Origin of the sequence: Paraburkholderia sp. SUR17, from assembly GCF_029536165.1 — a bacterium.
In the GTDB taxonomy this organism is placed as follows: domain Bacteria; phylum Pseudomonadota; class Gammaproteobacteria; order Burkholderiales; family Burkholderiaceae; genus Paraburkholderia; species Paraburkholderia kururiensis.
Genome location: NZ_CP120508.1, coordinates 3,436,049 through 3,460,655 on the forward strand (window position 1 = coordinate 3,436,049; position 24,607 = coordinate 3,460,655).

Sequence of the window (24,607 nt, forward strand, 5' to 3'; positions counted from 1 at the left end):
ACGCAGGAATGAACCCACGATGACCGACGCCTTCATCTGCGACGCAATCCGCACACCGTTTGGCCGCTATGGCGGCGCCCTCAAGGACGTGCGCGCCGACGACCTCGCTGCCGTACCCATCAAGGCGCTCATCGCGCGCAATCCCGGCGTGGCATGGCAAACAATCGACGACGTACTGTACGGCTGCGCCAACCAGGCCGGCGAAGACAACCGGAACGTCGCGCGCATGGCAGCGCTGCTCGCCGGCCTGCCGGTCGACGTGCCCGGCGGCACGCTGAACCGGCTCTGCGGGTCGGGCCTCGACGCCGTGGGCAGCGCCGCCCGAGCCATCAAGGCAGGCGAGGCACAACTCATGATTGCGGGTGGCGTAGAAAGCATGACCCGCGCGCCTTTCGTGATGGGCAAGGCTGCGTCGGCCTTTGCCCGCGAAGCAAAGATCTACGACACGACCATCGGCTGGCGCTTCGTCAATGAGTGGATGAAACGCGAATATGGCGTGGACTCCATGCCCGAAACGGCCGAAAACGTGGCGGTGCAGTTCGGCATCAATCGCGCCGACCAGGACGCCTTCGCACTACGCAGCCAGCAAAAGGCCGCACGCGCCCAACAAGATGGCACGCTCGCCGAAGAAATCGTCCCGGTCGAAATCCCGCAGAAAAAGGGCGACCCGATACGCGTGAGCCTGGATGAACACCTACGCAGCACGACGCTGGAAGCGCTTGCCAAACTGAAAGGCGTCGTCCGGCCCGACGGTACGGTAACGGCCGGCAACGCGTCGGGCGTGAACGACGGCGCGTGTGCATTGCTGCTCGCCAGCGCCAAGGCCGCCGACCAGTACGGGTTGCGCCGGCGCGCGCGGGTCATCGGTATGGCGACGGCCGGTGTGGAGCCGCGCATCATGGGCATCGGCCCCGCGCCCGCCACCAAAAAGCTGCTCGCCCAAACCGGGCTCTCGCTCGATCAATTCGACGTCATCGAACTCAACGAAGCCTTTGCGTCGCAGGGTCTCGCCGTATTGCGCCTTCTCGGCCTTCGCGATGACGATCCCCGTGTCAACCCGAACGGCGGGGCGATTGCACTGGGTCATCCGCTTGGGGCATCAGGCGCGCGGCTCGTCACCACCGCGCTTCACCAGCTGGAACGCACGGCGGGCCGCTTCGCGCTCTGCACCATGTGCATCGGCGTCGGTCAGGGCATTGCGCTTGCCATCGAACGCATTTAGCGGCACCAGGACGCCACAGCCAACGCAGCGGAGACAAGGAGGCAACCGATGTCCTACGAAGCGATCCGCGTCGAATTCGACGCATCCACGCACGTTGCAACGCTCACACTGAACCGGCCGGACAAGCTCAACAGTTTTACGCGGGCTATGCATCGCGAAGTGACAGGCGTGCTCGACGAAGTGATGGGTGCCAACGCTCGCGCACTCATTCTGACGGGCGCGGGCCGCGCGTTCTGTGCCGGGCAGGATCTCGCCGATCTGGACTTCACGCCCGGCGCCATGACCGACCTCGGCGCCCTGATCGAAGAGCACTTCAACCCGCTCGTGAAAAAGATCCAGTCACTGCCGATGCCCGTCGTCGCTGCCGTCAACGGAACCGCCGCCGGCGCCGGCGCGAACCTCGCGCTCGCTTGCGACATCGTGCTGGCCGCAAGATCCGCAAGCTTCATCCAGGCATTCGTGAAAATCGGCCTCGTACCGGACTCGGGCGGCACCTGGTTTCTGCCACAGCGGGTCGGCATGGCGCGCGCGCTCGGGCTCGCCATGACGGGCGAGCGCCTCGGTGCCGAAAAGGCCGAAAGCTGGGGGCTCATCTGGCAAGCCGTCGACGACGCCGATTTGCCGTCCGCGGCCATCCGCCTGGCCACAGAACTTGCCCAACAGCCCACGCGTGCCATTGTCGCCACGAGGCAGGCCATGCGGCAGGGCTCGGGGCATACCCTCGAGCAGCAACTGGACCTGGAACGCGACCTGCAGCGCGAACTGGGCAACTCGCACGACTACATGGAAGGCGTACAAGCCTTCATGGAAAAACGCGCGCCGCGCTTCCAGGGCCGCTGATATGTCCTCAATTCATTACCCGCACCCGCCCATGACGCCCGACGAACTCGCCCTCGCCACCGCCCAGTCGATGTACGAAGCCGACGCATGCAGCCGCGCGCTCGGCCTCGAATTGCTGGAAGTACGAGCCGGCTACGCGCGCATGCGCATGACCGTGCGGCCCGACTTCCTCAATGGACACCGCATCTGCCACGGCGGCCTCATCTTCACGCTCGCCGACTCCACCTTTGCGTTCGCCTGCAACTCGTACAACATCAGCACAGTCGCGTCTGGCTGTTCGATTGAATTCCTGCGGCCTGTGCAGCCCGACGAAGTCCTGACCGCCGAAGCAACGGAACAGGTGCTGAACGGACGCACGGGCATCTACGACATTCGCGTGACGAACCGCGCGGGCGAAACCGTCGCGATGTTTCGCGGCAAGTCCGCACAGATTCGCGGCCAGGTCATACCGGTTCCCGAATAACGCAGCGAGGCCGAACCGAATCAGCCCATCCAGGCCCGCCGCACACAACGGGCCCTGTGCTGATTGTTTCGCCGCACGAGCCGCCTACTATTCATAAAGCACCCAGGAGACATCGATGACTACCCCGCTGCCGCTCGACCCCATTGAAACGGCGAGCCGCGACGAACTCGCCGCATTGCAGCTGTCGCGGCTGAAATGGTCGCTCGCGCACGCCTACGAAAACTCGCCGGTGTACCGGCGCAAGTTTGACGAAGCAGGGGTACACCCCGCGGAGCTCAAAACGCTCGCCGACCTCGCGCGCTTTCCGTTCACGACCAAGCAGGACCTGCGGGACAACTACCCGTTCGGGATGTTCGCGGTGCCTCAGGATCAGATCGCGCGAATTCATGCATCGTCGGGCACCACCGGCAAACCGACCGTAGTCGGCTATACGGCGCGCGATATCGATACCTGGGCCGGACTCGTCGCCCGTTCGATCCGCGCGGCCGGCGCTCGGCGCGGCGACAAGGTGCACGTGAGTTACGGCTACGGGCTCTTCACAGGCGGCCTCGGCGCACACTACGGTGCCGAACGCGCGGGCCTCACGGTCATCCCGTTTGGCGGCGGCCAGACCGAAAAGCAGGTGCAGCTGATTCAGGACTTCAAACCCGACATCATCATGGTGACGCCGAGCTACATGCTCTCCATCGCCGACGAACTCGAACGGCAAGGCGTGGACCCGGCGAAATGTTCGCTGCGCATCGGCATCTTCGGCGCCGAGCCTTGGACCAACGACATGCGCAAGGCCATCGAAGAACGCATGGGCATCGAGGCGGTGGACATCTACGGCCTATCGGAAGTCATTGGGCCGGGCGTTGCGTCGGAATGTGTCGAAACCAAGGATGGCCCGACGATCTGGGAAGACCATTTCTACCCCGAGATCATCGACCCGGAAACAGGCGAAGTGCTGCCCGAAGGCGAATTCGGCGAACTCGTCTTCACCTCGCTCACCAAGGAAGCGCTGCCCATCGTCCGTTACCGCACGCGCGACCTCACTCGTCTACTTCCCGGCACCGCGCGCACCATGCGCCGCATGGAGAAGATCACGGGCCGCTCGGACGACATGATGATCATCCGCGGCGTCAACGTATTCCCGACGCAGATCGAGGAACTGCTGTTGAAGCAGCACGCGCTCGCGCCGTATTACCAGATCGTGCTGACCAAGGAAGGACCGCTCGACGTCATGACGGTCAACGTCGAGCCGTGCCCCGAGACTGCGCCCGACTCCGCCGTTCTGCGAGCTGCGAAAGAAGCGCTCACCTACGACATCAAGGCGTTGATCGGCGTGAGCGCGGTGGTCAACGTGCTAGCCGTGAATGGAATCGAGCGCTCGGTTGGAAAGGCGCGGCGCGTAGTGGATAAACGGCACGCCAGCCGCTGAGTGAACCGGCAGACCGGCCGGTGGTGGCCGGTGGCGGTGCAGGCACGGGAAGCGGCAAGCCGCCGGGCTTTACCGCGCCGCCACCGCCGCAGCATCCGCGTTGGGAAACAGCAGCCACATCCTGCCCGTCTGCTTCATCCTGCCGGCCAGGTCGCCGGCCTCGTCGCCAAGGCCCCAGAAGTAGTCGGCCCGCACGCCGCCTTTGATTGCCGTACCCGTGTCCTGCGCAAACACGAGGCGATTCAGCGGCGCGTTAGTCATGGGCCGCGTGGTCTGAAGAAACACAGGTGTGCCGAGCGGGATAGACGAGGGGTCCACCGCAATGGAACGCTCCGGTGTGAGCGGCACGCCGAGCGCACCCACCGGACCATCGGCACCGCCCTGCGCCATGCCTTCGGCCGAAGGCATCTCGCGGAAAAATACGAAGCGCGGATTGGTATCGAGCAGCGCATCGACGCGAGACGGATTCGCGCGCGCCCAGGCCTTGATGCCCTGCATGGTGGCCTGCGCGGGCGTGATCTCGCCGCGGTCCAACAGCCAGCGTCCAATGGACTTATACGGCTGGTTGTTCGTACCGCCGTAGCCCACGCGCATCACGCTGCCGTCCTCCATCACGATTCGACCGGAGCCCTGCACCTGCAGGAAGAACGCTTCGATGGGGTCGTCGACCCACACCAGTTCGTTGCCGTTCAGGATGCCCGAGCGCTCGAGTTGCGCGCGCGACGGCAGCGCAGCACCCGGCCGCACGCTCGCGGGCCAGCGGTAGAGCGCCGTCTGGTACACGCCGTGACGCGTACGCGAGCCACGCAGCAGTGGTTCGTAGTAGCCAGTCACGAGACCATCGAGCGTGCCGTCGTTGTTCGAAAACTGGAACGGCGTGAAATACGTTTCGAAGAATTTGCGGGCGGTCGTCACGTCGAGATCGTCGATCTGCGCTGCGGCGGCGCAGACGCGTTGCCAGCGCGAATCGCGCGCGAGCCGCGTGCAGTTCTGCCGCAGCGCAGCCGTCACGCCGATCAGCGAATCGTCCTCCCAGCCTGCCACCTGTTGCCAGGCCACGGGCGTGAGGCGCGTCGCCGCAATCTGGCCGGGGACAATTGCGGCGCCCGTGGGCGGTGCCGTCTTCAGCGGCGGACGACCGCCGCACGAGGCCAGCAAGACCGCGATCGAAACCGCGCCGGCCCACTGCGCGGCACGCTGGGCAAACCGCATACAATGCCTGCTCTTGATGGAAGCCGCCATGTCCGATCTGTTCGACGAATACCCCATGCTCGTTTTCGCGCTGGAGTCGCTCCTCGCGCTGTTCCTCTTGATCTTCATCGTTGTCTGGACCGCGTCGGGCAAGAAGAAGCATAAGCGCGCCGAGCACGACAAACCACGCAACTAGTCGGCACGCTGCGCGATCCGGATCGCACTTCAGTGCAACGTGCGCGGCATGCGCAGTACAAATTCCGGAACAGTCGCATCGAAGCGTTCACCATCTTCCGCCACGCAGAAGTACTCTCCGCGCATCGTGCCCACCGGCGTGGCGATCACGGCCCAGCTCGTGTATTCGAACTGCTCGCCAGCCTTGAGCAACGGCTGCTGCCCGACCACGCCAAGCCCCTTCACTTCCTGCACGTGATTGTCGCTGTCGGTGATCACCCAGTGGCGCGCAATCAACTGGGCCGTCACCTGTCCCGTGTTGCGGATGGTGAGCGTGTAAGCGAACGCGTACTGGCGGCGATCCGGGTCCGACTCTTCGGGAAGGTAGCGCACCTGCGCCGATACGCTGAATTCGTACTGGCTCATCCTGATTCCGGTGTGGTGAAGAAGCCGGGAGCGTGCCCGGCGCCGCCTGCCGCAACGTCTTGGCGGGACTGGCCCGACGGGCTGCGGCGGCAGATTCGATCTGGTTTCGCATTCTGCTTGATGCCGCCACGCCCCGCAACCGGACAAAACAGCGGGCAGAACGGCGAGATAAGCGCGGCAGGCAAGGCCAGCGGCATTTCTACCGCGCTCACCGCCGCGGCCCGCCACGATCCACCACGGTCCGTCGCCGCCGGGGCACGTCCGCCCTCCTTCCCTGCCCCGCCGCCCGCGCAACGGTAAAATGACGCCTTTCGATTCGCCCTTTCCCATCACGTCATGACGCAATTCCGCATCGCTCCCAGCATCCTGTCCGCAGACTTCGCGCGGCTCGGCGAAGAAGTCCGCAACGTTGTCGCCGCCGGCGCCGACTGGATTCACTTCGACGTGATGGACAACCACTACGTGCCCAACCTGACGATCGGCCCGCTCGTGTGCGAGGCAATTCGCCCGCACGTCCAGGTGCCGATCGACGTGCATCTGATGGTGCGTCCCGTCGACCGCATCGTGCCCGACTTCGCCAAGGCCGGCGCGAATCTGATCAGCTTCCATCCCGAAGGTTCGGACCACATCGACCGCACGCTCTCGCTGATCCGCGATCACGGCTGCAAGGCGGGCCTCGTGTTCAACCCGGCCACGCCGCTCAACTACCTCGACCACGTGATGGACCGGGTCGACCTCGTGCTGATCATGTCGGTGAACCCGGGCTTCGGCGGCCAGTCGTTCATTCCCGAAGCGCTCAACAAGCTGCGCGAGGCGCGCCGCCGCATCGACGCCTATCGCGACAAGACCGGCCGCGAGATTCACCTCGAGGTGGACGGCGGCGTGAAGGTGGACAACATCGCGGAAATCGCGGCAGCCGGAGCGGACACCTTCGTGGCCGGCTCGGCGATCTTCGGCAAGCCCGACTACCGCGCCGTCATCGACGACATGCGCGGCGCGCTCGCCACCGTGAAGCACGGCCAGTAATGCGCGCGCCTACCTTCACGGCGCCGCGCATCGAAGCCGCGATCATCGACCTCGACGGCACGATGGTCGATACGGCCGACGACTTCGCCGCGGGCCTCAACGGCATGCTGGCGCAGCTCGACGCGGAAGAAACCTCGCGCGAGGAAGTGGTCGGCTACGTCGGCAAGGGCTCGGAGCATCTGATCCGCAGCGTGCTCGCGCCGCGCTTCGAGCAAGAGGAAGCGCAAAGCCGCTTCGACGAAGCTCTCGCGCTCTACCAGGACGAGTACGCACGCATCAACGGCCGTTACACGCGGCTCTATCCCGAAGTGGAAGCGGGGCTCGCCGCGCTGCGCGACGCCGGCCTGAAGCTCGCCTGCGTCACCAACAAGCCGCACCGTTTCGCCATCGAGCTGCTGCGGCAATATGGCCTTTTCGATTACTTCAGCGTGATCCTGGGCGGCGACAGCGTGGCCCGTAAAAAGCCCGATCCGCTGCCCATGCTGACGGCGTGCACCGCGCTCGGCGTGGCGCCGCAGGTCGCGGTGGCTATCGGCGACTCGGAAAACGATGCGCTCGCGGGCCGTGCGGCCGGCATGGCGACACTGACCGTGCCCTATGGCTACAACCACGGCCAGCCTGTACACAAAATCGATTCGGATGGTATAGTCGCCACGTTGCTCGACGCCGCCAAGGCGATCGCGGCGCACAATTCACCGACTTGAACAGTCCTTCCTCATGTTTCTGAATAAAAAACGGAGTCTGAGCAGCATCGACCGGGGAGCATGGCCCTGGCGTCGCTGGTCGCACTAACCTCTGCTGAGGTACGCTGAAGCTCGTCTTCGGCGCTGTTTTTTACTTCGTTGCGCGTTCCATCCAGCCTTAGTCGTACAGAGGTCTTCCACACCTCGGGCTGCGCTGGACGCCAGTCCCCTCGCGTTATCCAACTTGTCGTCGTAGTCCCTTCCGGCCGTTCGGGTCATAGCCAGGCCCCTGCAGGCTGTGCGTGCCGCGCGAGCGTGTACCCTTACCCGGTATGCGGCGCGCCGCGCCGGAACAGGATCGCGCCGATGAGCCGGAGAATCGCCGGGACTGCCCGCAGCGCCGGTTCCGCAGGCAAAACGCCTGCCCCACGCCGGCAACGCAACGCCCCAGACCAGGCCCGTCGACCGGCCGCCAGTATGAACAGGATCGGAACATGACCGAACTCGAATTCCAGTCTCTCGCCAACGAGGGCTACAACCGCATTCCGCTCATCGCCGAGGCGCTCGCCGACCTCGAAACACCGCTCTCGCTCTACCTGAAGCTCGCGCAGACCGAACGCGCCGGCGCCAATTCGTTCCTGCTCGAATCGGTGGTGGGCGGCGAGCGCTTCGGGCGCTACTCGTTCATCGGCCTGCCCGCGCGCACGCTCGTACGCACACGCAACGGCGTGTCGGAAGTGGTGCGCGACGGCGAGGTTGTCGAAACGCACGAAGGCGATCCGCTCGAATTCATCGCGGCGTTCCAGGCGCGCTTCAAGGTAGCGCAGCGTCCGGGCCTGCCGCGCTTCTGCGGCGGTCTTGCAGGCTACTTCGGCTACGACGCCGTGCGCTACATCGAGAAGAAGCTGGCCCACACGGCACCGCCGGACGACCTCGGCATGCCCGACATCCAGCTGCTGCTCACAGAGGAAGTGGCCGTCATCGACAACCTCGCGGGCAAGCTCTACCTGATCGTCTACGCCGATCCCGCCACGCCCGAGGCGTACACGAAGGCGAAGCAGCGCCTGCGCGACCTGCGCCAGCGGTTGCGCACCACGGTCCAGCCGCCCGTGACGTCTGCGAGCGTGCGCACCGAAACCTATCGCGAGTTCAAGAAAGACGACTATCTGACCGCCGTGCGCAAGGCCAAGGAATACATCGCAGCCGGCGAACTGATGCAGGTGCAGGTCGGACAGCGTCTCACCAAGCCCTATCGCGACAATCCGCTCTCGCTGTATCGCGCCCTGCGCTCGCTGAATCCGTCGCCGTACATGTACTACTACAACTTCGGCGACTTCCACGTGGTGGGCGCGTCGCCGGAAATTCTCGTGCGCCAGGAAAAGCGCGGCGAAGACCAGATCGTCACGATCCGGCCGCTCGCGGGCACACGTCCGCGCGGCAACACGCCGGAACGCGACGCCGAACTCGCCACCGAACTGCTCAACGACCCGAAGGAAATCGCCGAGCACGTCATGCTGATCGACCTCGCTCGCAACGACGTGGGCCGCATCGCGCAGATCGGCTCCGTGGCCGTGACCGACAAGATGGTGATCGAAAAGTACTCGCACGTGCAGCACATCGTGAGTTCGGTGGAAGGCAAGCTCAAGCCCGGCATGACGAACTTCGACGTACTGCGCGCCACGTTCCCGGCCGGCACGCTTTCGGGCGCGCCGAAGGTGCGCGCGATGGAACTGATCGACGAACTCGAGCCCGTGAAGCGCGGCCTGTACGGTGGCGCCGTGGGCTACCTGTCGTTCAGCGGCGAGATGGATCTCGCCATCGCCATCCGCACCGGGCTCATCCGCAACGGCAATCTGTACGTGCAGGCCGCGGCGGGCATCGTCGCGGATTCCGTGCCCGAGTCCGAATGGCAAGAGACCGAGAACAAGGCCCGCGCGGTGCTGCGCGCGGCGGAGCAGGTGCAGGACGGCCTCGACAGCGACTTCTGACCGGAGACAGACCATGTTGCTCATGATCGACAACTACGACTCGTTCACCTATAACCTGGTCCAGTACTTCGGCGAACTCGGCGAAGACGTGCGGACCTACCGCAACGACGAAATCACGCTCGACGAAATCGCGCAGCTCAACCCCGAGCGCATCTGCCTTTCGCCGGGCCCGAGCAATCCGCAGCACGCCGGCATTACGCTCGACGTGCTGCGTCACTTCAGCGGCCGCATTCCGATTCTCGGCGTGTGCCTTGGCCACCAGGCCATCGGCGAAGCGTTCGGCGGTCGCGTAGTGCGCGCGAAAACCATCATGCACGGCAAGGTGAGTCAGATCGAAACCGACTGCAAAGGCGTGTTCGCCGACCTGCCGCGCCACTTCAACGTGACGCGTTATCACTCGCTCGCCATCGAGCGCGACACGCTGCCTGACTGTCTCGAAATCTCGGCCTGGACCGAAGACGGCGAAATCATGGGCGTGCGCCACAGGACGCTGCCCGTGGAAGGCGTGCAGTTCCACCCGGAATCGATTCTGTCGGAGCACGGCCACGCGCTGCTCGAGAACTTCCTGAAGCAGTCGAAACGCGTAGCAGCGGAGCAAGGTGCGTGATGAAGAGCGGAGCAGACATCATGATCACCCCACAGGAAGCGCTTCAGCGCACCATCGAACACCGCGAGATTTTTCACGACGAGATGCTGCACCTGATGCGGCTCATCATGCGCGGCGAGCTGTCGCCGGTGATGACGTCGGCCATTCTCACGGGCCTGCGCGTCAAGAAGGAAACCATCGGCGAGATCACCGCGGCCGCCACCGTGATGCGCGAGTTTTCGAATCGCGTGAACGTGCCCGATAGCGACAACTTCGTCGATATCGTCGGCACGGGCGGTGACGGCTCGCACACGTTCAACATCTCCACGGCGACCATGTTCGTGACGGCTGCCGCAGGCGGGCGTGTGGCGAAGCACGGCAACCGCGGCGTGTCGAGCAAGTCGGGCAGCGCGGACGTACTCGAAGCGCTCGGCGTGAACATCGACCTGCAACCGGACCAGGTAGCGGCCTCCATCGCCGAGACGGGCATGGGCTTCATGTTCGCGCCCAACCACCACCCGGCGATGAAGAACGTCGCGCCGGTGCGCCGCGAACTCGGCGTGCGCACCATCTTCAACATTCTTGGCCCGCTCACGAATCCGGCCGGCGCGCCGAATCAGCTGATGGGCGTGTTCCACCCGGACCTCGTCGGCATCCAGGTACGCGTCATGCAACGCCTCGGCGCGAAGCACGTGCTCGTGGTGTACGGCAAGGACGGCATGGACGAGGTCTCGCTCGGCGCGGCTACGCTCGTGGGTGAATTGCGCGACGACGAAGTGCACGAGTACGAGATTCACCCCGAGGACTTCGGCATGCAGATGGTGTCGAACCGCACGCTGAAGGTGGCCGACGCAAACGAGTCGAAGACGCTGCTGCTCGAAGCGCTCGACAACAAGCCGGGCGTCGCGCGTGAGATCGTGGTGCTGAACGCGGGCACGGCGCTCTATTCGGCGAACGTGGCGGCGTCAATTGCGGACGGCATCCAGGTGGCGCGCGAAGCGATTGCGAGCGGCCGCGCGCGGGCCAAAGTGGACGAGCTGGTACGTTTCACGCAGCAATTCAAGCGTTAACCCAAGCAACCATCGAAGCAGTAATCGAAGCGGTAAGGATCGCAAACCATGAGTGACATTCTCCAACGCATCATCGCGGTGAAACACGAAGAAGTGCGCGCCGCGCAAGAGAGCGCGCCGCTCGAAGAGCTGCGGCTGGCGGCGTCGGCGCGAGACTTGCGCGACTTCGTGGGCGCCATTCGCGCGAAACACGAAAGCGGCCTCGCCGCCGTAATTGCCGAAGTGAAAAAGGCGAGCCCCTCCAAAGGCGTACTGCGCGAGCATTTCGTGCCGGCCGAGATCGCGCGCTCGTATGCCGCCCACGGCGCCGCGTGCCTTTCCGTGCTCACCGACGTGCAGTTCTTCCAGGGCAGCGCCGCTTACCTGGAAGAAGCGCGCGCCGCGTGCAACCTGCCGGTGCTGCGCAAGGACTTCATCGTCGATCCGTATCAGGTGCTCGAAGCGCGCGCCATGGGCGCCGACGCCATCCTGCTGATCGCCGCCGCGCTCGAAACCTCGCAGATGCAGGAGCTCGAAGCGTACGCGCACTCGCTCGGCCTCGCGGTGCTCGTGGAAGTGCACGACAGCCTCGAATTGCAGGAAGCGCTCAAGCTGACCACGCCGCTCATCGGCATCAACAACCGCAATCTGCGGACGTTCGAAACGTCGCTGGAAACGACGCTCGGCATGCTGCGTTCGATTCCGCACGACCGTATCGTCGTGACCGAATCGGGCATCCTCTCGCGCGCGGACGTCGAGCGCATGCGCGAGCATTCAGTGAACACGTTCCTCGTGGGCGAAGCGTTCATGCGCGCGGCGGAACCGGGCGCGGAGCTTGCGCGCATGTTCTTCTGAACCCGCTCATCCGTCCTCTCCGCAGTCATGGCCATTGAACGCGAAATCAAACTGGCGTTGCCGCAGGCGCAGGTCGCCACGGCGGCCCAGTTCTTCACCGCGCGCGCTGGACACGCCGGCCGCGCCATCCGGCTCGAAAACGCCTACTTCGACACGCCGCAGCTCACGCTTTCCACGGCCAGAAGCGCACTGCGTCTGCGCCGCACGCCGCAGGGCTGGCTGCAGACTTTCAAGACCGCGGGCAACGCCACCGGCGGACTGCACGCGCGGCACGAATGGGAAATGCCCGTGGCCGGCGCGGCGCTCGAAATCGACGCGCTGCTCGCGGCCTGCGACGAACCCTCGGCCGCCGCGGCACTGCAGAGCGCGGCGCCGCATCTGATCGAACTCTTCCGCACGGACTTCACGCGCACGCTGTGGGAGATCCACACGGATGCGGCCGACGTGGAAGCCGCCATCGACCAGGGCGAAGTCGTGGCCGAGGTAAGCGGCGGTTCGGCGGCTGAAGTGCGCCGCATGCCGATCTGCGAGATCGAGCTGGAACTCAAGCGCGGCGACGAAGCCGTGCTGCACGCACTCGCGGCCGAACTCGGCCGGCTCGTTCCTGGTCTCGCTCCGGACAACGTCAGCAAAGCCCAACGCGGCTACCGGCTGCGCGAAGCCACGCGCGGAGATTGAGCCGCCACGCTTTTGCTGCGACACTTGCGCGCCATGACCTCAGCCTCCCGCTCCCGCTCCCGATCCCGATCGCCGCAAACGTCCGCGGCATCGCAGCCCTCGCTCTTCGACGACGAGAACGCGTCCGTTGACGTGCAGCCGACCGCCGCTGCTTCCTCGTCGCACCCGCCGTTGCTCGAAGACCAGTTCGACGCGCTGCCGCCCGCCTGGCGCGACCATTTGCGTCCATTCATGGAAAGCGACGCCTACGCACCGCTGTGCCGGTTCGTGGACGGCGAGCGCGCCGCCGGCAAGACCGTCTATCCCGCCGACGTGTTTCGTGCGCTGCGCCTGACCTCGCCCGACGAGGTGAAGGTGGTGATCCTGGGTCAGGACCCGTACCACGGTGAAGACCGCGGCACGCCGCAGGCACATGGCCTCGCCTTTTCGGTGCCGCCGTCGGTGCGGCCGCCGCCGTCGCTGCGCAATATCTTCAAGGAGATCGCGGCCAATTTCGGGCATGACGTGCCGCATCACGGCTGCCTCGACACCTGGGCGCGCCAGGGCGTGCTGCTGCTCAACACGGTGCTCACGGTCGAACGGGACCAGGCGGCGAGCCACGCGAAGCGCGGCTGGGAGCAATGCACGGACACGCTGATCCACGAACTGGCCATGCGGCACGAGCATCTCGTGTTCATGCTGTGGGGCGCGCATGCGCAGGCAAAGCGCGCGCTGCTGGCGGGCCGGCCGCACTGCGTGCTGGAGGCGCCGCATCCGTCGCCGCTCTCGGCGCATCGCGGCTTTCTGGGTTGCCGGCACTTCGCGCTTGCGAACGACTATCTGCAGACACACGGCCGCGCGCCCATCGACTGGCGGTTGCCCGACGAGGCCGAAGTACTCGCCTGAACGGGGCGACACGCCGCCCGGCTCGATCGCCAAAGAAAAACGCCATGGAACGTCGTGTTCCATGGCGTTTTCATGTCCGGCGTTGCCGCCGGCAGATCTGATACGTGATCGCTCAGACCGTCGCAATCGCCTCGCGCGCGCCGGCCAGCGCGGCGCTTGCCGCATCGGGACCCATGTTCAGGCCTTCGGCGTAGATGAAGTCGACGTCCGTGATGCCGATGAAGCCGAGGAACGTCTTGATGTACGGCGTCTGCGAATCCGCGGGCGTACCGGCGTACTTGCCGCCGCGCGCCGAAACCACATACACCTTCTTGCCCTTCACCAGACCTTCGGGACCGTTCTCCGTGTAACGGAACGTGATGCCGGCGCGGGCGAGCTGGTCGAAGTAAGCCTTGAGCTGCGTCGACACGCCGAAGTTGTACATCGGGGCGCCGATCACGACGATGTCGGCGGCTTGCAGTTCGGCGATCAGCGCGTCGCTGCGCGCGGCGATGGCTTGCTGCTCCGGCGTGCGCTGCTCGGCCGGCGTGAAGAAGGCACCCAGCACGGCGTCGTCGAGGTGCGGCAGCGCGTCGGCCAGCAGGTCGCGGACGACAACCTTCGCGCCCGGCTTCGACTGTTGCAGCTTTGCGGTGAGTTCGGTGGCGAGCAGCGTCGACTGCGCGCCTTGCGAGCGGGCTGCCGAGTTGATTTGCAGAATCGTGGTCATGTTTGGCTCCATCCGGTTTCGGAACGCGCAGATGTCGCGCGAGTGGGGCCATTCTGTGGATTCGCCGGCGCGCGAAAAAGTATCGCGGCGGCGAAGCATTGTTGCATCGGTGGAACAATCGGCGGCTGGAGGCTCGGCCGACGGCTGGCCAGCGAGCGGGAGACGGGTAGCGGGCATTTCATTTACGCCCTGCCCGCCTCCCTGGGACCGTTCAGACGCCCAGCCAGCGCGAGCGCGCCGTGCGCGCCGCGGTGCGGTTGTCCGTCACGGCAAGCTTGTAGCGCGGCACTTCCGGGCCGTCGAGCGTGAGACGCGCGACACGCAGCTCGTCGCGACGGAACGCATGCACCTCGACCTTCGCGCCCGGCCGATAACGGGCGAGCAGCGCGTCCAGATTCGAACCGGTCACGCGCAGACCGTCGATTGCGACCAGCACGTCGCCTGCGGAAAGCCCCGCCTTCTGGGCCGCGCCGCCGTCATGGACCGCCGCGATCGTGCATTCGGCCGCGCCGCGCGTGCGCGCGCCGAGCGACGGCTTGCCGTCCCTGGCCCCGTTTTTATCGCCGTTTTTGCTGCCAGGCTTGCCGAGGTCCGGTTCCAGCGACACACCAAACGGCGCCAGCAGCTCGGCGAGCGGCAGGTCGCGCGTGCCGCGCACGCCTTCCGCAAAGAGCGCCGACAAGTCCACGCCCGTCGCTTCGGCAAACAGCGCCTCGACGGCGGATTCTTCGATGCCCGTCGCGCGGCCGCGATAGAAATCGCGCCCGTAGCGCTGCCACAAGAGACGCATCACGTCGTCGAGCGACTTGCGGTTGCCCGTTTGCGTGCGAATGGTGAGGTCGAACGCCAGCGCCACGAGCGACCCCTTCGTGTAATAGCTGACGATGGCGTTCGCGGCGTTCTCGTCCTGGCGGTAGTACTTCACCCACGCGTCGAACGAGCTTTCCGCCACGCTCTGCTTGAGGCGCCCCGCGCCGCGCAGCACGTTGCCCACGGTCTTGCCGACGAGATCGAAATACTCGTCCGGCGAAATCGCGCCGCTTCGCACAAGCATCAGGTCGTCGTAGTACGAAGTGAAGCCTTCGAACAGCCACAGCAGCGTCGTGTAGTTTTCCTGCGTGAGGTCGTACGGCGCGAACGTGGCGGGCTTGATGCGCTTCACGTTCCACGTGTGGAAGTACTCGTGACTGCACAGGCCGAGGTAAGTCCGGTAGCCCTCGGTCATCGCGTCGCGCCCCTTCACGGGCAGGTCGGTGCGATTGCAGATGAGCGCCGTGGACGCGCGATGTTCGAGGCCGCCGTAACCGTCCGCGACGGCTTGCGTCATGAAGACGTAGCGGTCCATTGGCGCCTTCTTCGACCTCGGCTCGAAGAGCGCGATCTGCGCTTCGCAGATGCGCTTCAGGTCGGCGGCGAGGCGCTCCGTGTCGAGCGCGATCACGCGACCGGCGATCACGATGTCATGTGGCACGCCGTGCGCGTTGAAGGTGGCGAGCGCGAACTCGCCGAGCGTCACCGGATGGTCGATCAGCTCGTCGTAGTCAGCCGCGCGGTACTCGCCGAATCCGTAGCGCTTCGTGCCGCGCGCTTCCGGCAGCGCCGTGGCGACGCGCCAGTGCCGATACGCCTCGCCCTCGGGGCGCTGGATGTCGACCACGCACAGCGCCGCTTCCTGCCCCAGCACGGCGAGGAAAACGCTCGTGCCGTTGAAGAAGCCCGTGGTGTCGTCCAGATGCGCGGCGCGCACCGAGAGGTCCCACGCGTACACCTCGTAGCGCAGCGTCAGCGCGCCGTTGACGGGCGCCGCCTGCCATGAATGCTTGTCGGTCTTTTCGATGCGCACCTTGCGGCCGGCTTCGTTGAACGCGCGCAGCGTGACGATGTTGCGGGCGAACTCGCGCACCATGTAGCTGCCCGGAATCCACACGGGCAGCATGAAGCGCTGGCCGGCGGGATCGGGGTCCGGCACGGTGACGGTGACTTCGAAGAGATGAGCGGCGGGATGCTTGGGAACGATGCTGTAGCGGATCGGCTTCATCGTGTGGGCTGGGTGGGGTGGCAAGTCGGTGGCAAGTCGGTGGCAAGTCGGCGGCAGATCAGCGGCGGGCGGTGGCGGGTCAGCGGCTCGGCAGTGTGGCGAGGCGCCCTGGCCGCTGCTTGTGGCTGCCGGACGCCCGGGGCGGCGCCGGCGGCTCAAAGAGCGAGCGCCGTCCGGTTCAGAATCGACGATCCGGACGGCGGCGAGACGAGCGGTTTAGCGCACCGCCGACAATTCCTTGTCGAGCGTGGCGGCCGGCACGGCGCCGGGCAGGCGGCGGCCGTCGGCGAGGAACACGGTGGGCGTGCCGGTCACGTTCATCTTCTGACCGAGTGCGAGATTGCTGTCGAGCGCGGCCGTGTCGCACGAACCGCCCGAGGGCGCGCGGCGATCGAGCATCCATGCCTCCCAGGCCTTCGCGCGGTCGGCCGAGCACCAGATCGCCTTGGCCTTCGCCGTCGAATCGGGCGAAAGCACGGGGTACAGGAAGGTGTAGACCGTCACGTTATCCACGGACTTCAGCGTGTTCTCGAGCTGCCGGCAATACGGGCAGTTCGGGTCGGAGAACACCGCGATCTTGCGCGAGCCGTTGCCCTTCACCACCTTCACGGCGTTCGCGAACGGCAGACTCGCGAAGTCGATGCGGTTGAGGTCGGCCAGACGCGCTTCGGTCAGATTCTTGCGCGACTTCGCATCCACGAGGTCGCCGAGCAGCAGATAGTCGCCGTTCGCGTCGCTATAGATGATCTGCGAGCCGAGATTCACCTCGTAGAGCCCTGCGATGGGCGACTTCGCGATGCCCTTGATCTGGGCGTCCGAACCCAGACGCGCTTCGAGCGTGGCCTTCAGTTTGTCGGTAACCGGGTCGGCTTGCGCCACGCCGCCCAGCAAGGTGGTGGCGGCCGCGAGTGCAAACGCCCAGTGTCGGATACGCATCTTCATTGCTGCTTCCTGGAGTTTCTGGATTAACTGCCTTGATTGACTGAGGCGAATCGCCTTGACGGGCCTTGACGGAACATCGGTCGCGCTGCCCGCACGCTGAATGGGCATTCACCCCAACGCCGCCGCGACGAGCCAGCGTTTGACGAGCGGCTGCGAGCCCACCAACGCCATGCCCGTATTGCGCACCGCGCGCGCAATGCTGCCGGGCACCGAAAAGAGCCGCTGCAGGCCGTCCGTGGCAACCACCAGCGAGCGGATGTCCTCACGCCGGCCGCGTTCGTAACGGCGCAGCAGCACGGTGTCGCCGAGGTCGCGGAACGACTCCTTCTTCGCGATCACGTCGGCGAGCACGGCGACGTCGCGCAAGCCGAGGTTCATGCCCTGGCCGCACAGCGGGTGGATCAGGTGCGCCGCATCGCCCACCAGCGCCACGCGCGGCGCGATCAGCTTGTCCACGGTTTGCAGCGCGAGCGGAAAACCGCGCGCGGGCGTCACGCATTCCAGCGCGCCGGGGTGGCCGTGCGTGGCGCGCTCCACTTCGGCGGCGAGCTGCGCCGGCGTCAACCGCAGCAGTTCGTTCGCGTGCTCCGTGCGCGCCGACCAGACAAGCGACACGTGCGGACCCGGCAGCGGCAAGAGCGCGATGATTTCGCCGTCGCGGAACCACTGGTAGGCCGTCTCGCCGTGCGGCCGCTCGGCGCGAAAATTCGCCACCACACCGGTCTGGCGATAGTCGCGCCGCTCCACCTTCGAGCCGATCTGCGCGCGCACCCACGAGTGCGCGCCGTCGGCGCCCACCACGAGATCCGCTTCGAGCACCTGGCCGTTCGCGAGTCCGATCGTGGCGGCATCGGCTTTCACGTCGAGCCCCTGGGCGCGCGTGTCGAGCCACGTGAGATTCGGCTGGAAACGCAGCGCGGCGTCGAGCGCACGCTCGATCAGCGACGACTCCGCAATCCACGCCAGTTGCGGCACCGCAGCCTGGAAGGCGGAAAAGTGCAGCTCCGCATGAGCGTCGCCGTACACCCGCATGTCGTAGACGGGCGAGACGCGTGCGAGGTCGATTGCCTGCCAGACACGCAGCCGCTCGAGCAGCGCATGAGAACTCGCCGAGAGCGCGTAGACGCGTGCATCGAACGCCTCGTCGGCGGGCAGCGGCGAAGAGGGCTGCGCGAGCAGCGCGACACGCAGGCCGCCCTGCGTGAGTGCAAGCGCCGCAGTCTTGCCGACCAGCCCGCCGCCGATCACGGCGACGTCAAATGTCTGAGGATGGGTAGTCATCCGGCCATTATAGCTTTGGGGGGTGATGCGGCCGTGGCCGGAAAGACGGGTAGCGCACCGATAGCGAGCCCGCCGATTCCCGCCAGGACGAGCCGCCGCGCGACACAGCGCCGCGGCTTCTCCGGTTGGCCGTGCGCAGACGGAAAGCATGCCGACAGGACAGCCGTCGGACCACCACCGGGACAGGGTTACAATTACGGTTTTTGGTGACGGCCCACGTCACCGCCTCCCGACGTGCCGCCCGCGGCGCGCCGCCCGGCACGGCGCACTCCGCCCGGCCGACTGCGCGGCGCAAGACCCACCCGCCGCCCCGGCAAGCGCGTCACCACCTGATTGCAGAGAATTCCATGAGCCTCAAATGCGGCATCGTCGGCTTGCCTAACGTCGGCAAGTCCACCCTGTTCAACGCGCTGACCAAGGCGGGCATCGCCGCGGAAAACTATCCGTTCTGCACCATCGAGCCGAACGTCGGCGTGGTCGAAGTGCCGGATGCGCGGCTTCAGGCGCTCGCCGGCATCATCAAGCCCGAGCGCATCATGCCGGCCGTCGTCGAGTTCGTGGACATCGCCGGCCTCGTGGCGGGCGCGAGCAAGGGCGAAGGACTCGGCAACCAGTTCCTCGCCAACATCCGCGAAACCGATGCCATCACGCACGTCGTGCGCTGCTTCGAAGACGAGAACGTGATTCACGTGGCGGGCAAGGTCGATCCGGTCGCGGACATCGAAGTGATCAACACCGAACTCGCGCTAGCCGACCTCGGCACGGTGGAAAAGGCGCTCGCGCGGTACTCGAAGGCGGCGAAGTCGGGCAACGACAAGGAAGCCGTGAAGCTCGCCGCCGTGCTCGAAAAGGTGCGCGCTCAGCTGGACCAGGCGAAGCCCGTGCGCGGCCTCAGCCTCTCCGAAGACGAGCAGGCGCTCATCAAGCCGTTCTGCCTCATCACGGCCAAGCCCACGATGTACGTGGCCAACGTGAAGGAAGACGGCTTCGAGAACAACGCGCACCTCGACGCCGTGCGCCGCTATGCCGAGACCGAGAAGGCGCCGGTGGTGGCCGTCTGCGCCGCGATCGAAGCGGAAATTGCCGATCTCGCCGACGAAGACAAGGAAGTGTTCCTCGCCGACATGGGCATGGACGAACCGGGCCTGAACCGCGTGATCCGCGCGGGCTTCAAGCTGCTGGGCCTGCAGACGTACTTCACGGCGGGCGTGAAGGAAGTGCGCGCGTGGACCATCCACATCGGTGACACGGCACCCCAGGCCGCGGGCGTGATCCACACCGACTTCGAGCGCGGCTTCATCCGCGCGCAGACCATCAGCTACGACGACTTCATCGCGTACAAGGGCGAACAGGGCGCGAAGGAAGCCGGCAAGATGCGCGCCGAAGGCAAGGAGTACGTGGTGCACGACGGCGACGTGATGAACTTCCTGTTCAACGTCTGATGTAACGTCCCGGCCGTGGCTGCATGGCCGCACTCACCGCACAGAGCCGCGCCACCCGCGCGGCTTTTTCTTTTCTACGGCGGCGAGGCTCATACAATCCGCTGAATGCGGCATCCGGCATCGGCCGCCCGCACGGCCATCCAACGACATCACGACAGCAAGCGAGAAGACCATGAGCCTGCTCACGCGCGTCCGTCCACGACGCCTCGACTTGAGCGCGATATGCGCGGCCGGACTCACGGCCCTCGCGCTCGCGCTGCCTTGCGTGCCGGCCTTCGCGTTCCAGCCGTCGTCCGTCCAGCCCGACGAGAGCAATCTCGACAACCACCAGACCTACCGCAACCGTGACGGCGCCACCGTCCATTCACCGGCCCATTCGCTTTCGGGCAAGGCGCCCGAAGGTGCCACGGCGCGCTGCCGCGACGGCACCTACAGCTTCAGCCGACATCGCAGCGGCACGTGCTCGCGGCACGGTGGCGTGGCATCGTGGCTTTGAGCCCGGCCTCCCACGGCCACGGCCCGGCTCAACCCCGGCAGTGCGCCACCGCTGCCCGCAACATGGCGCGCAAGCGCTAGCCGGCACCCGCGCCACCACCCCTTACAATACGGGCTTCGGACCCACGCGCCGCGCTTCGGCGCCGCCGCTATCCGGCCCCATTCTGCATCCCCCTTCCTCATCCCTTTACAGGTTCCAGACAAGACTCACATGGCCCAATACGTCTTCACCATGAACCGGGTCGGCAAGATCGTGCCGCCCAAGCGCCAGATCCTGAAAGACATCTCGCTCTCGTTCTTCCCGGGCGCGAAGATCGGCGTGCTCGGCCTGAACGGTTCGGGCAAGTCCACGCTGATTCGCATCATGGCCGGTGTCGACAAGGACATCGAAGGCGAAGCCACGCCCATGCCGAACCTCAACATCGGCTATCTGCCGCAGGAGCCGCAGCTCGATCCGCAGAAGACGGTGCGCGAGGCGGTGGAAGAGGGTCTCGGCGACATTCTCCAAGCGCAGAAAAAGCTCGACGAGATCTACGCCGCCTATGCCGAACCCGATGCAGACTTCGACAAGCTCGCCGCCGAGCAGGCGAAGTACGAAGCAATCCTCGCCACCGCCGACGGCAGCGCCGAACAGCAGCTCGAAGTGGCCGCGGACGCGCTGCGCCTGCCCCCGTGGGACGCGAAGATCGAGAACCTGTCGGGCGGCGAGAAGCGCCGCGTCGCACTCTGCAAGCTGCTGCTCGAAAAGCCCGACATGCTGCTGCTCGACGAGCCGACCAACCACCTGGACGCCGAGTCGGTGCAGTGGCTCGAGCAGTTCCTCACGCGCTTTCCGGGCACCGTGGTGGCCGTCACCCACGACCGTTACTTCCTCGACAACGCCGCCGAGTGGATTCTCGAACTCGACCGCGGCCACGGCATTCCCTGGAAGGGCAACTACAGCAGCTGGCTTGACCAGAAGGAAGAGCGCCTGAAGCAGGAAGAGTCGTCGGAGTCGGCGCGCCAGAAGGCGATCAAGAAGGAACTGGAGTGGGTGCGCCAGAACCCGAAGGGCCGCCAGGCGAAGTCGAAGGCGCGTATTGCCCGCTTCGAGGAACTGAGCAGCCAGGAATACCAGAAGCGCAACGAAACGCAGGAAATCTTCATTCCGGCGGGCGAGCGGCTCGGCAATGAAGTGATCGAGTTCAAGAACGTGAGCAAGTCGTACGGCGACCGGCTCCTCATCGACAACCTCAGCTTCAAGATTCCGGCGGGCGCGATTGTCGGCATCATCGGGCCGAACGGCGCGGGTAAGTCGACGCTGTTCCGCATGCTCACCGGCAAGGAGCAGCCCGATTCGGGCGAGATCGTGATGGGCCCCACGGTGAAGCTCGCTTACGTGGACCAGAGCCGCGACGCGCTGGACGGGTCGAAGACGGTGTTCGAAGAAATCTCGGGCGGCGCGGACGTGCTGACCGTGGGCAAGTACGAAACGCCGTCGCGCGCCTACATCGGGCGCTTCAACTTCAAGGGCGGCGACCAGCAGAAGATGGTGGGCAACCTCTCGGGCGGCGAGCGCGGCCGTCTGCATCTCGCGAAGACGCTGATTGCGGGCGGCAACGTGCTGCTGCTCGACGAACCGTCGAACGATCTCGACGTGGAAACGCTGCGTGCACTCGAAGACGCGCTGCTGGAGTTCGCCGGCTCCGTGATGGTGATTTCGCACGACCGCTGGTTCCTCGACCGCATCGCCACGCACATCCTGGCGTTCGAAGGCGACTCGCAGGTCGTGTTCTTCGACGGCAACTTCCAGGAATACGAGGCGGACAAGATCAAGCGACTCGGCGAAGAAGCCGCGCGGCCCAAGCGCATCCGTTACCGTCCGATCACGCGTTGATGCTTGCGGGGCGCTTCATGAAGCGCCCCCGTTGAACGGCGCGGCGCGCAGGTTTTCGAACTGCGCGCCGCGCCGTTTTTCCTCTGCACCCGGGCGCCGTCCTGGCGGCCGCCTCTCTCTTCCCTTCACCACTTTCGCGCAACGCTTCGCGAGATCGCCTCGCGGGCTCGCGCATGCCTCGTCCCGCTCCACCATCCCACTATTTCGGCACTGCATCGCCATGTTGACAGCGCCGCGCCAATAGTTCGACCATTTGTCCACAATACGATCTATAAATTCATATTATGGACAACCGGAGACACTATGCCCGCCCCAGCCGCCGGCGCTGACGCCCTGACGCCTTATCAGTTGCCGAACCCGCCCGAAGCGCTGCCCGAAATCGTCGTGGCACCCGCCATTCCCGAAGACGAGCGCGTCTGGGTGCCGCAGGCCGAGAACGTATGGTTCCGGCCGCTCTGCCTGAACGTCTCCACCGGCTACTGGATGAACCTGCTGCGCGTGCGCAAGTCCGGCGTGCTGAGCCGGCATCGTCATCCGCAGGCGGTGCACGGCATGGTGCTCAAGGGCAAATGGCGCTACCTGGAACACGACTGGATCGCCACCGAAGGCAGCTACGTCTTCGAGCCGCCCGGCGAGACGCACACGCTCTACGTACCCGAAGACGTCGAAGAAATGATCACGTACTTCCAGGTGAACGGCGTGATGTTCTACTGCGACCCGCACGGCAACTTCACTGGCTACGAGGACGTCTTCACGAAGCTCGACATGTGCCGCGCGCAGTACGAGCGCGTGGGACTCGGTGCCGGCTACGTCGATCAGTTCGTGAGATAGCCGCGCCCGCGGCAACACCCGCAGCCGCAGCGGCAACACCACCTAAGGCAGCCACAGCGGCCCTGCACGGCCGCCGCATTTCGAAGGATTGCAGCCCCTTCCACTCACAGACTCGAAAGAGCGCAGGAGGAGACACATGCAGGTGAAGACACCGCGCCTTGGGCGCATCCAGCGCATTGCCGTGACGTTTCTCATGCTCGCGGGCATCGTCAACTATCTCGACCGCAGCACGCTTTCCATCGCCAATCACTCGGTGAGCGGGGAGCTCGGTCTCTCCGCATCGCAGATGGGCTTGCTGCTCTCGGCCTTCTCGTTTGCTTACGCGTTTTCGCAGTTGCCGGTGGGCGCGTTGCTCGATCGGTTCGGCGCGCGGCTCATGCTCGGACTCGGCATGTTGGTGTGGTCGGTCGCGCAACTGTGCGGGGGCCTCGTGCAGACGTTGCAGCAATTTCTCGTGGCGCGCATCGCGCTCGGCATTGGCGAAGCACCGCAGTTTCCGGCCGGCGCCAAGGTGGTGAGCGAATGGTTCGCGCTGCGCGAGCGCGGCCGGCCCACCGGCATTTTCACGACGTCGTCCACCATCGGGCCCGCGCTCGCGCCGCCCATTCTCACCGCGCTGCTGCTCGCGTTCGGCTGGCGCTGGATGTTCGTCGTGATGGGCGTGCTGGGCATCGCGGTGGCGCTGGGCTGGTACATCGTCTATCGCAACCGGGGCGACGTAACGCTCGCGGAAGAGGAAGTCGCCCACCTCACCGAAGACGAGCCGCACGCGCGCGCCGAGCGCCGCATGACCTTCGCCGAGTGGCGCGGCCTGTTCGGCTCACCCACCACGTGGGGCATGATCTTCGGCTTCATGGGTGTGATCTACATGGTGTGGCTGTACCTCACCTGGCTGCCCGCCTACCTGGAGCACGAACGGCATCTCTCGATTGCGAAGACGGGCTGGGTGGTCTCCATTCCCTACCTCTTCGGCACGCTCGGCATGCTCTCCAGCGGCTACGTCGCGGACGGCCTGATGGCGCGCGGCATGGCGCCCATCCGCAGCCGCAAGTGGCCCATCTGCACGGGCCTCATCTGTGCGGCCGTGTTCACGGTGCCCGCCGCGTTCACGCCGAACACGACGCTTGCCATCGTGTACCTCTCGCTCGCCATGTACTTCGTCAACATGGCGAGCGGCGGCGCCTGGGCGCTCGTGAGCGTGACGGCGCCGCGCCATCTGGCGGCATCGCTCGGCAGCATCCAGAACTTCGGCGGGTATTTCGGCGGGTCATTCGCGCCGTTCATTACGGGCATCGTCGTCGACCGGACGCACTCGTTCGTCAACGCGTTCCTGATTAGCGCGGCCGTGTCGTTTGCCGCGGCGCTCGTCTACATGTTCGTCGTGCGCGCGCCTATTGCCGAGCGCAGCAGCAGCGAGGCCGCCGTCGAACTCGCATGACGCCGCAGGGCGGCCGCGCCGCCCTGCTTCTTCGTTCTTCGCCCTGCACGAGACAAGACACGCTTCCTG

The 24,607-nt window shown here is 65.8% G+C and carries 23 protein-coding genes; 17 read left to right on the forward strand and 6 right to left on the reverse strand.

What is annotated here, in order from left to right; genetic code table 11:
* Positions 1-19 precede the first annotated feature (19 nt).
* The 4 genes from pcaF (at position 20) to paaK (ending at position 3,945) form a co-directional block, all read left to right on the forward strand.
* On the forward strand, positions 20-1,222 hold the full coding sequence (gene pcaF / locus P2869_RS15255; protein WP_277596905.1) for a 3-oxoadipyl-CoA thiolase: 1,203 nt from the start codon (positions 20-22) through the stop codon (positions 1,220-1,222).
* A 48-nt stretch (positions 1,223-1,270) separates the two neighbouring features.
* Positions 1,271-2,062, forward strand: a complete 792-nt coding sequence (gene paaG, locus P2869_RS15260; RefSeq protein WP_277596906.1) for a 2-(1,2-epoxy-1,2-dihydrophenyl)acetyl-CoA isomerase PaaG — start codon at positions 1,271-1,273, stop codon at positions 2,060-2,062.
* A 1-nt stretch (position 2,063) separates the two neighbouring features.
* Entirely contained in the window at positions 2,064-2,525 is a 462-nt protein-coding gene (gene paaI, locus P2869_RS15265) for a hydroxyphenylacetyl-CoA thioesterase PaaI (protein ID WP_126879625.1), read from the forward strand.
* A gap of 115 nt (positions 2,526-2,640) precedes the next feature.
* A complete protein-coding gene (paaK, locus tag P2869_RS15270) occupies positions 2,641-3,945 on the forward strand; it encodes a phenylacetate--CoA ligase PaaK (RefSeq protein WP_277596907.1) in 1,305 nt (434 codons plus the stop codon).
* Positions 3,946-4,014: 69 nt separating this feature from the next.
* On the opposite strand, the gene P2869_RS15275 is transcribed toward paaK, so the two are convergent.
* On the reverse strand, positions 4,015-5,265 hold the full coding sequence (locus P2869_RS15275; RefSeq protein WP_126879626.1) for an MltA domain-containing protein: 1,251 nt from the start codon (positions 5,263-5,265) through the stop codon (positions 4,015-4,017).
* A 96-nt stretch (positions 5,266-5,361) separates the two neighbouring features.
* Positions 5,362-5,736: a Co2+/Mg2+ efflux protein ApaG gene (apaG, locus tag P2869_RS15280; RefSeq protein WP_017776111.1), complete on the reverse strand. Its 375-nt coding sequence runs from the start codon at positions 5,734-5,736 to the stop codon at positions 5,362-5,364.
* 336 nt (positions 5,737-6,072) lie between these two features.
* On the opposite strand from apaG, the gene rpe reads away from it, so the two are divergent.
* From rpe to P2869_RS15320, 8 genes are all read left to right on the forward strand, one after another.
* Positions 6,073-6,762, forward strand: coding sequence for a ribulose-phosphate 3-epimerase (gene rpe, locus P2869_RS15285; RefSeq protein WP_126879627.1), 690 nt, complete (start codon positions 6,073-6,075; stop codon positions 6,760-6,762).
* Positions 6,762-7,466, forward strand: coding sequence for a phosphoglycolate phosphatase (locus P2869_RS15290; protein ID WP_199544845.1), 705 nt, complete (start codon positions 6,762-6,764; stop codon positions 7,464-7,466). The genes rpe and P2869_RS15290 overlap by 1 nt, the downstream gene beginning before the upstream one ends.
* 473 nt (positions 7,467-7,939) lie before the next feature.
* On the forward strand, positions 7,940-9,433 hold the full coding sequence (gene trpE, locus P2869_RS15295) for an anthranilate synthase component I (RefSeq protein WP_042302705.1): 1,494 nt from the start codon (positions 7,940-7,942) through the stop codon (positions 9,431-9,433).
* Between the two features lie 13 nt (positions 9,434-9,446).
* Positions 9,447-10,040, forward strand: coding sequence for an aminodeoxychorismate/anthranilate synthase component II (locus tag P2869_RS15300; protein ID WP_277596908.1), 594 nt, complete (start codon positions 9,447-9,449; stop codon positions 10,038-10,040).
* 17 nt (positions 10,041-10,057) lie between these two features.
* Positions 10,058-11,089 (forward strand): anthranilate phosphoribosyltransferase, encoded by a 1,032-nt coding sequence (gene trpD, locus P2869_RS15305; protein WP_026121724.1) that lies wholly within the window; start codon positions 10,058-10,060, stop codon positions 11,087-11,089.
* A 48-nt stretch (positions 11,090-11,137) separates the two neighbouring features.
* The gene (trpC, locus tag P2869_RS15310) at positions 11,138-11,923 is read left to right on the forward strand and encodes an indole-3-glycerol phosphate synthase TrpC (protein ID WP_277596909.1); all 786 of its coding nucleotides are present in this window, start codon (positions 11,138-11,140) and stop codon (positions 11,921-11,923) included.
* Positions 11,924-11,950: 27 nt separating this feature from the next.
* Positions 11,951-12,601, forward strand: coding sequence for a CYTH domain-containing protein (locus tag P2869_RS15315; RefSeq protein ID WP_277596910.1), 651 nt, complete (start codon positions 11,951-11,953; stop codon positions 12,599-12,601).
* 33 nt (positions 12,602-12,634) lie between these two features.
* Positions 12,635-13,486: a uracil-DNA glycosylase gene (locus tag P2869_RS15320; RefSeq protein WP_277596911.1), complete on the forward strand. Its 852-nt coding sequence runs from the start codon at positions 12,635-12,637 to the stop codon at positions 13,484-13,486.
* A 112-nt stretch (positions 13,487-13,598) separates the two neighbouring features.
* On the opposite strand, the gene P2869_RS15325 is transcribed toward P2869_RS15320, so the two are convergent.
* The 4 genes from P2869_RS15325 to P2869_RS15340 all read right to left on the reverse strand — a co-directional run bounded on the left by P2869_RS15325 (position 13,599) and on the right by P2869_RS15340 (position 18,456).
* On the reverse strand, positions 13,599-14,195 hold the full coding sequence (locus tag P2869_RS15325; protein WP_277596912.1) for an NAD(P)H-dependent oxidoreductase: 597 nt from the start codon (positions 14,193-14,195) through the stop codon (positions 13,599-13,601).
* A 211-nt stretch (positions 14,196-14,406) separates the two neighbouring features.
* A complete protein-coding gene (locus P2869_RS15330) occupies positions 14,407-16,233 on the reverse strand; it encodes a PDZ domain-containing protein (RefSeq protein ID WP_277596913.1) in 1,827 nt (608 codons plus the stop codon).
* A gap of 216 nt (positions 16,234-16,449) precedes the next feature.
* Complete coding sequence (locus P2869_RS15335; RefSeq protein WP_017776122.1) at positions 16,450-17,175, reverse strand: DsbC family protein; 726 nt, start codon at positions 17,173-17,175, stop codon at positions 16,450-16,452.
* Between the two features lie 108 nt (positions 17,176-17,283).
* Positions 17,284-18,456, reverse strand: coding sequence for a UbiH/UbiF family hydroxylase (locus P2869_RS15340; protein ID WP_126879636.1), 1,173 nt, complete (start codon positions 18,454-18,456; stop codon positions 17,284-17,286).
* 347 nt (positions 18,457-18,803) lie between these two features.
* Between P2869_RS15340 and ychF the strand changes: the two genes are divergently transcribed.
* The 5 genes from ychF to P2869_RS15365 all read left to right on the forward strand — a co-directional run bounded on the left by ychF (position 18,804) and on the right by P2869_RS15365 (position 24,538).
* Entirely contained in the window at positions 18,804-19,898 is a 1,095-nt protein-coding gene (gene ychF / locus P2869_RS15345) for a redox-regulated ATPase YchF (protein ID WP_277596914.1), read from the forward strand.
* A gap of 172 nt (positions 19,899-20,070) precedes the next feature.
* Positions 20,071-20,394, forward strand: coding sequence for a DUF3761 domain-containing protein (locus tag P2869_RS15350; protein ID WP_017776125.1), 324 nt, complete (start codon positions 20,071-20,073; stop codon positions 20,392-20,394).
* 210 nt (positions 20,395-20,604) lie between these two features.
* Positions 20,605-22,269, forward strand: a complete 1,665-nt coding sequence (gene ettA, locus P2869_RS15355) for an energy-dependent translational throttle protein EttA (protein ID WP_017776126.1) — start codon at positions 20,605-20,607, stop codon at positions 22,267-22,269.
* Between the two features lie 303 nt (positions 22,270-22,572).
* Positions 22,573-23,100, forward strand: coding sequence for a 2,4'-dihydroxyacetophenone dioxygenase family protein (locus P2869_RS15360; protein WP_277596915.1), 528 nt, complete (start codon positions 22,573-22,575; stop codon positions 23,098-23,100).
* A gap of 136 nt (positions 23,101-23,236) precedes the next feature.
* Entirely contained in the window at positions 23,237-24,538 is a 1,302-nt protein-coding gene (locus P2869_RS15365; protein WP_277596916.1) for an MFS transporter, read from the forward strand.
* The last annotated feature ends 69 nt before the right edge of the window (positions 24,539-24,607 follow it).

Bases quoted from the DNA above. Each gene is read 5' to 3' on its own strand.
- P2869_RS15290 (WP_199544845.1), top strand. From the start codon at position 6,762: ATGCGCGCGCCTACCTTCACGGCGCCGCGCATCGAAGCCGCGATCATC.
- P2869_RS15360 (WP_277596915.1), top strand. From the start codon at position 22,573: ATGCCCGCCCCAGCCGCCGGCGCTGACGCCCTGACGCCTTATCAGTTG.
- paaG (WP_277596906.1), top strand. From the start codon at position 1,271: ATGTCCTACGAAGCGATCCGCGTCGAATTCGACGCATCCACGCACGTT.
- pcaF (WP_277596905.1), top strand. From the start codon at position 20: ATGACCGACGCCTTCATCTGCGACGCAATCCGCACACCGTTTGGCCGC.
- paaK (WP_277596907.1), top strand. From the start codon at position 2,641: ATGACTACCCCGCTGCCGCTCGACCCCATTGAAACGGCGAGCCGCGAC.
- P2869_RS15315 (WP_277596910.1), top strand. From the start codon at position 11,951: ATGGCCATTGAACGCGAAATCAAACTGGCGTTGCCGCAGGCGCAGGTC.
- P2869_RS15365 (WP_277596916.1), top strand. From the start codon at position 23,237: ATGCAGGTGAAGACACCGCGCCTTGGGCGCATCCAGCGCATTGCCGTG.
- P2869_RS15340 (WP_126879636.1), bottom strand. From the start codon at position 18,456: ATGACTACCCATCCTCAGACATTTGACGTCGCCGTGATCGGCGGCGGG.
- paaI (WP_126879625.1), top strand. From the start codon at position 2,064: ATGTCCTCAATTCATTACCCGCACCCGCCCATGACGCCCGACGAACTC.
- trpE (WP_042302705.1), top strand. From the start codon at position 7,940: ATGACCGAACTCGAATTCCAGTCTCTCGCCAACGAGGGCTACAACCGC.
- P2869_RS15335 (WP_017776122.1), bottom strand. From the start codon at position 17,175: ATGAAGATGCGTATCCGACACTGGGCGTTTGCACTCGCGGCCGCCACC.
- P2869_RS15325 (WP_277596912.1), bottom strand. From the start codon at position 14,195: ATGACCACGATTCTGCAAATCAACTCGGCAGCCCGCTCGCAAGGCGCG.
- P2869_RS15330 (WP_277596913.1), bottom strand. From the start codon at position 16,233: ATGAAGCCGATCCGCTACAGCATCGTTCCCAAGCATCCCGCCGCTCAT.
- ychF (WP_277596914.1), top strand. From the start codon at position 18,804: ATGAGCCTCAAATGCGGCATCGTCGGCTTGCCTAACGTCGGCAAGTCC.
- ettA (WP_017776126.1), top strand. From the start codon at position 20,605: ATGGCCCAATACGTCTTCACCATGAACCGGGTCGGCAAGATCGTGCCG.
- P2869_RS15350 (WP_017776125.1), top strand. From the start codon at position 20,071: ATGAGCCTGCTCACGCGCGTCCGTCCACGACGCCTCGACTTGAGCGCG.
- P2869_RS15320 (WP_277596911.1), top strand. From the start codon at position 12,635: ATGACCTCAGCCTCCCGCTCCCGCTCCCGATCCCGATCGCCGCAAACG.
- trpC (WP_277596909.1), top strand. From the start codon at position 11,138: ATGAGTGACATTCTCCAACGCATCATCGCGGTGAAACACGAAGAAGTG.
- P2869_RS15300 (WP_277596908.1), top strand. From the start codon at position 9,447: ATGTTGCTCATGATCGACAACTACGACTCGTTCACCTATAACCTGGTC.
- P2869_RS15275 (WP_126879626.1), bottom strand. From the start codon at position 5,265: ATGAAGATCAAGAGGAACAGCGCGAGGAGCGACTCCAGCGCGAAAACG.
- rpe (WP_126879627.1), top strand. From the start codon at position 6,073: ATGACGCAATTCCGCATCGCTCCCAGCATCCTGTCCGCAGACTTCGCG.
- apaG (WP_017776111.1), bottom strand. From the start codon at position 5,736: ATGAGCCAGTACGAATTCAGCGTATCGGCGCAGGTGCGCTACCTTCCC.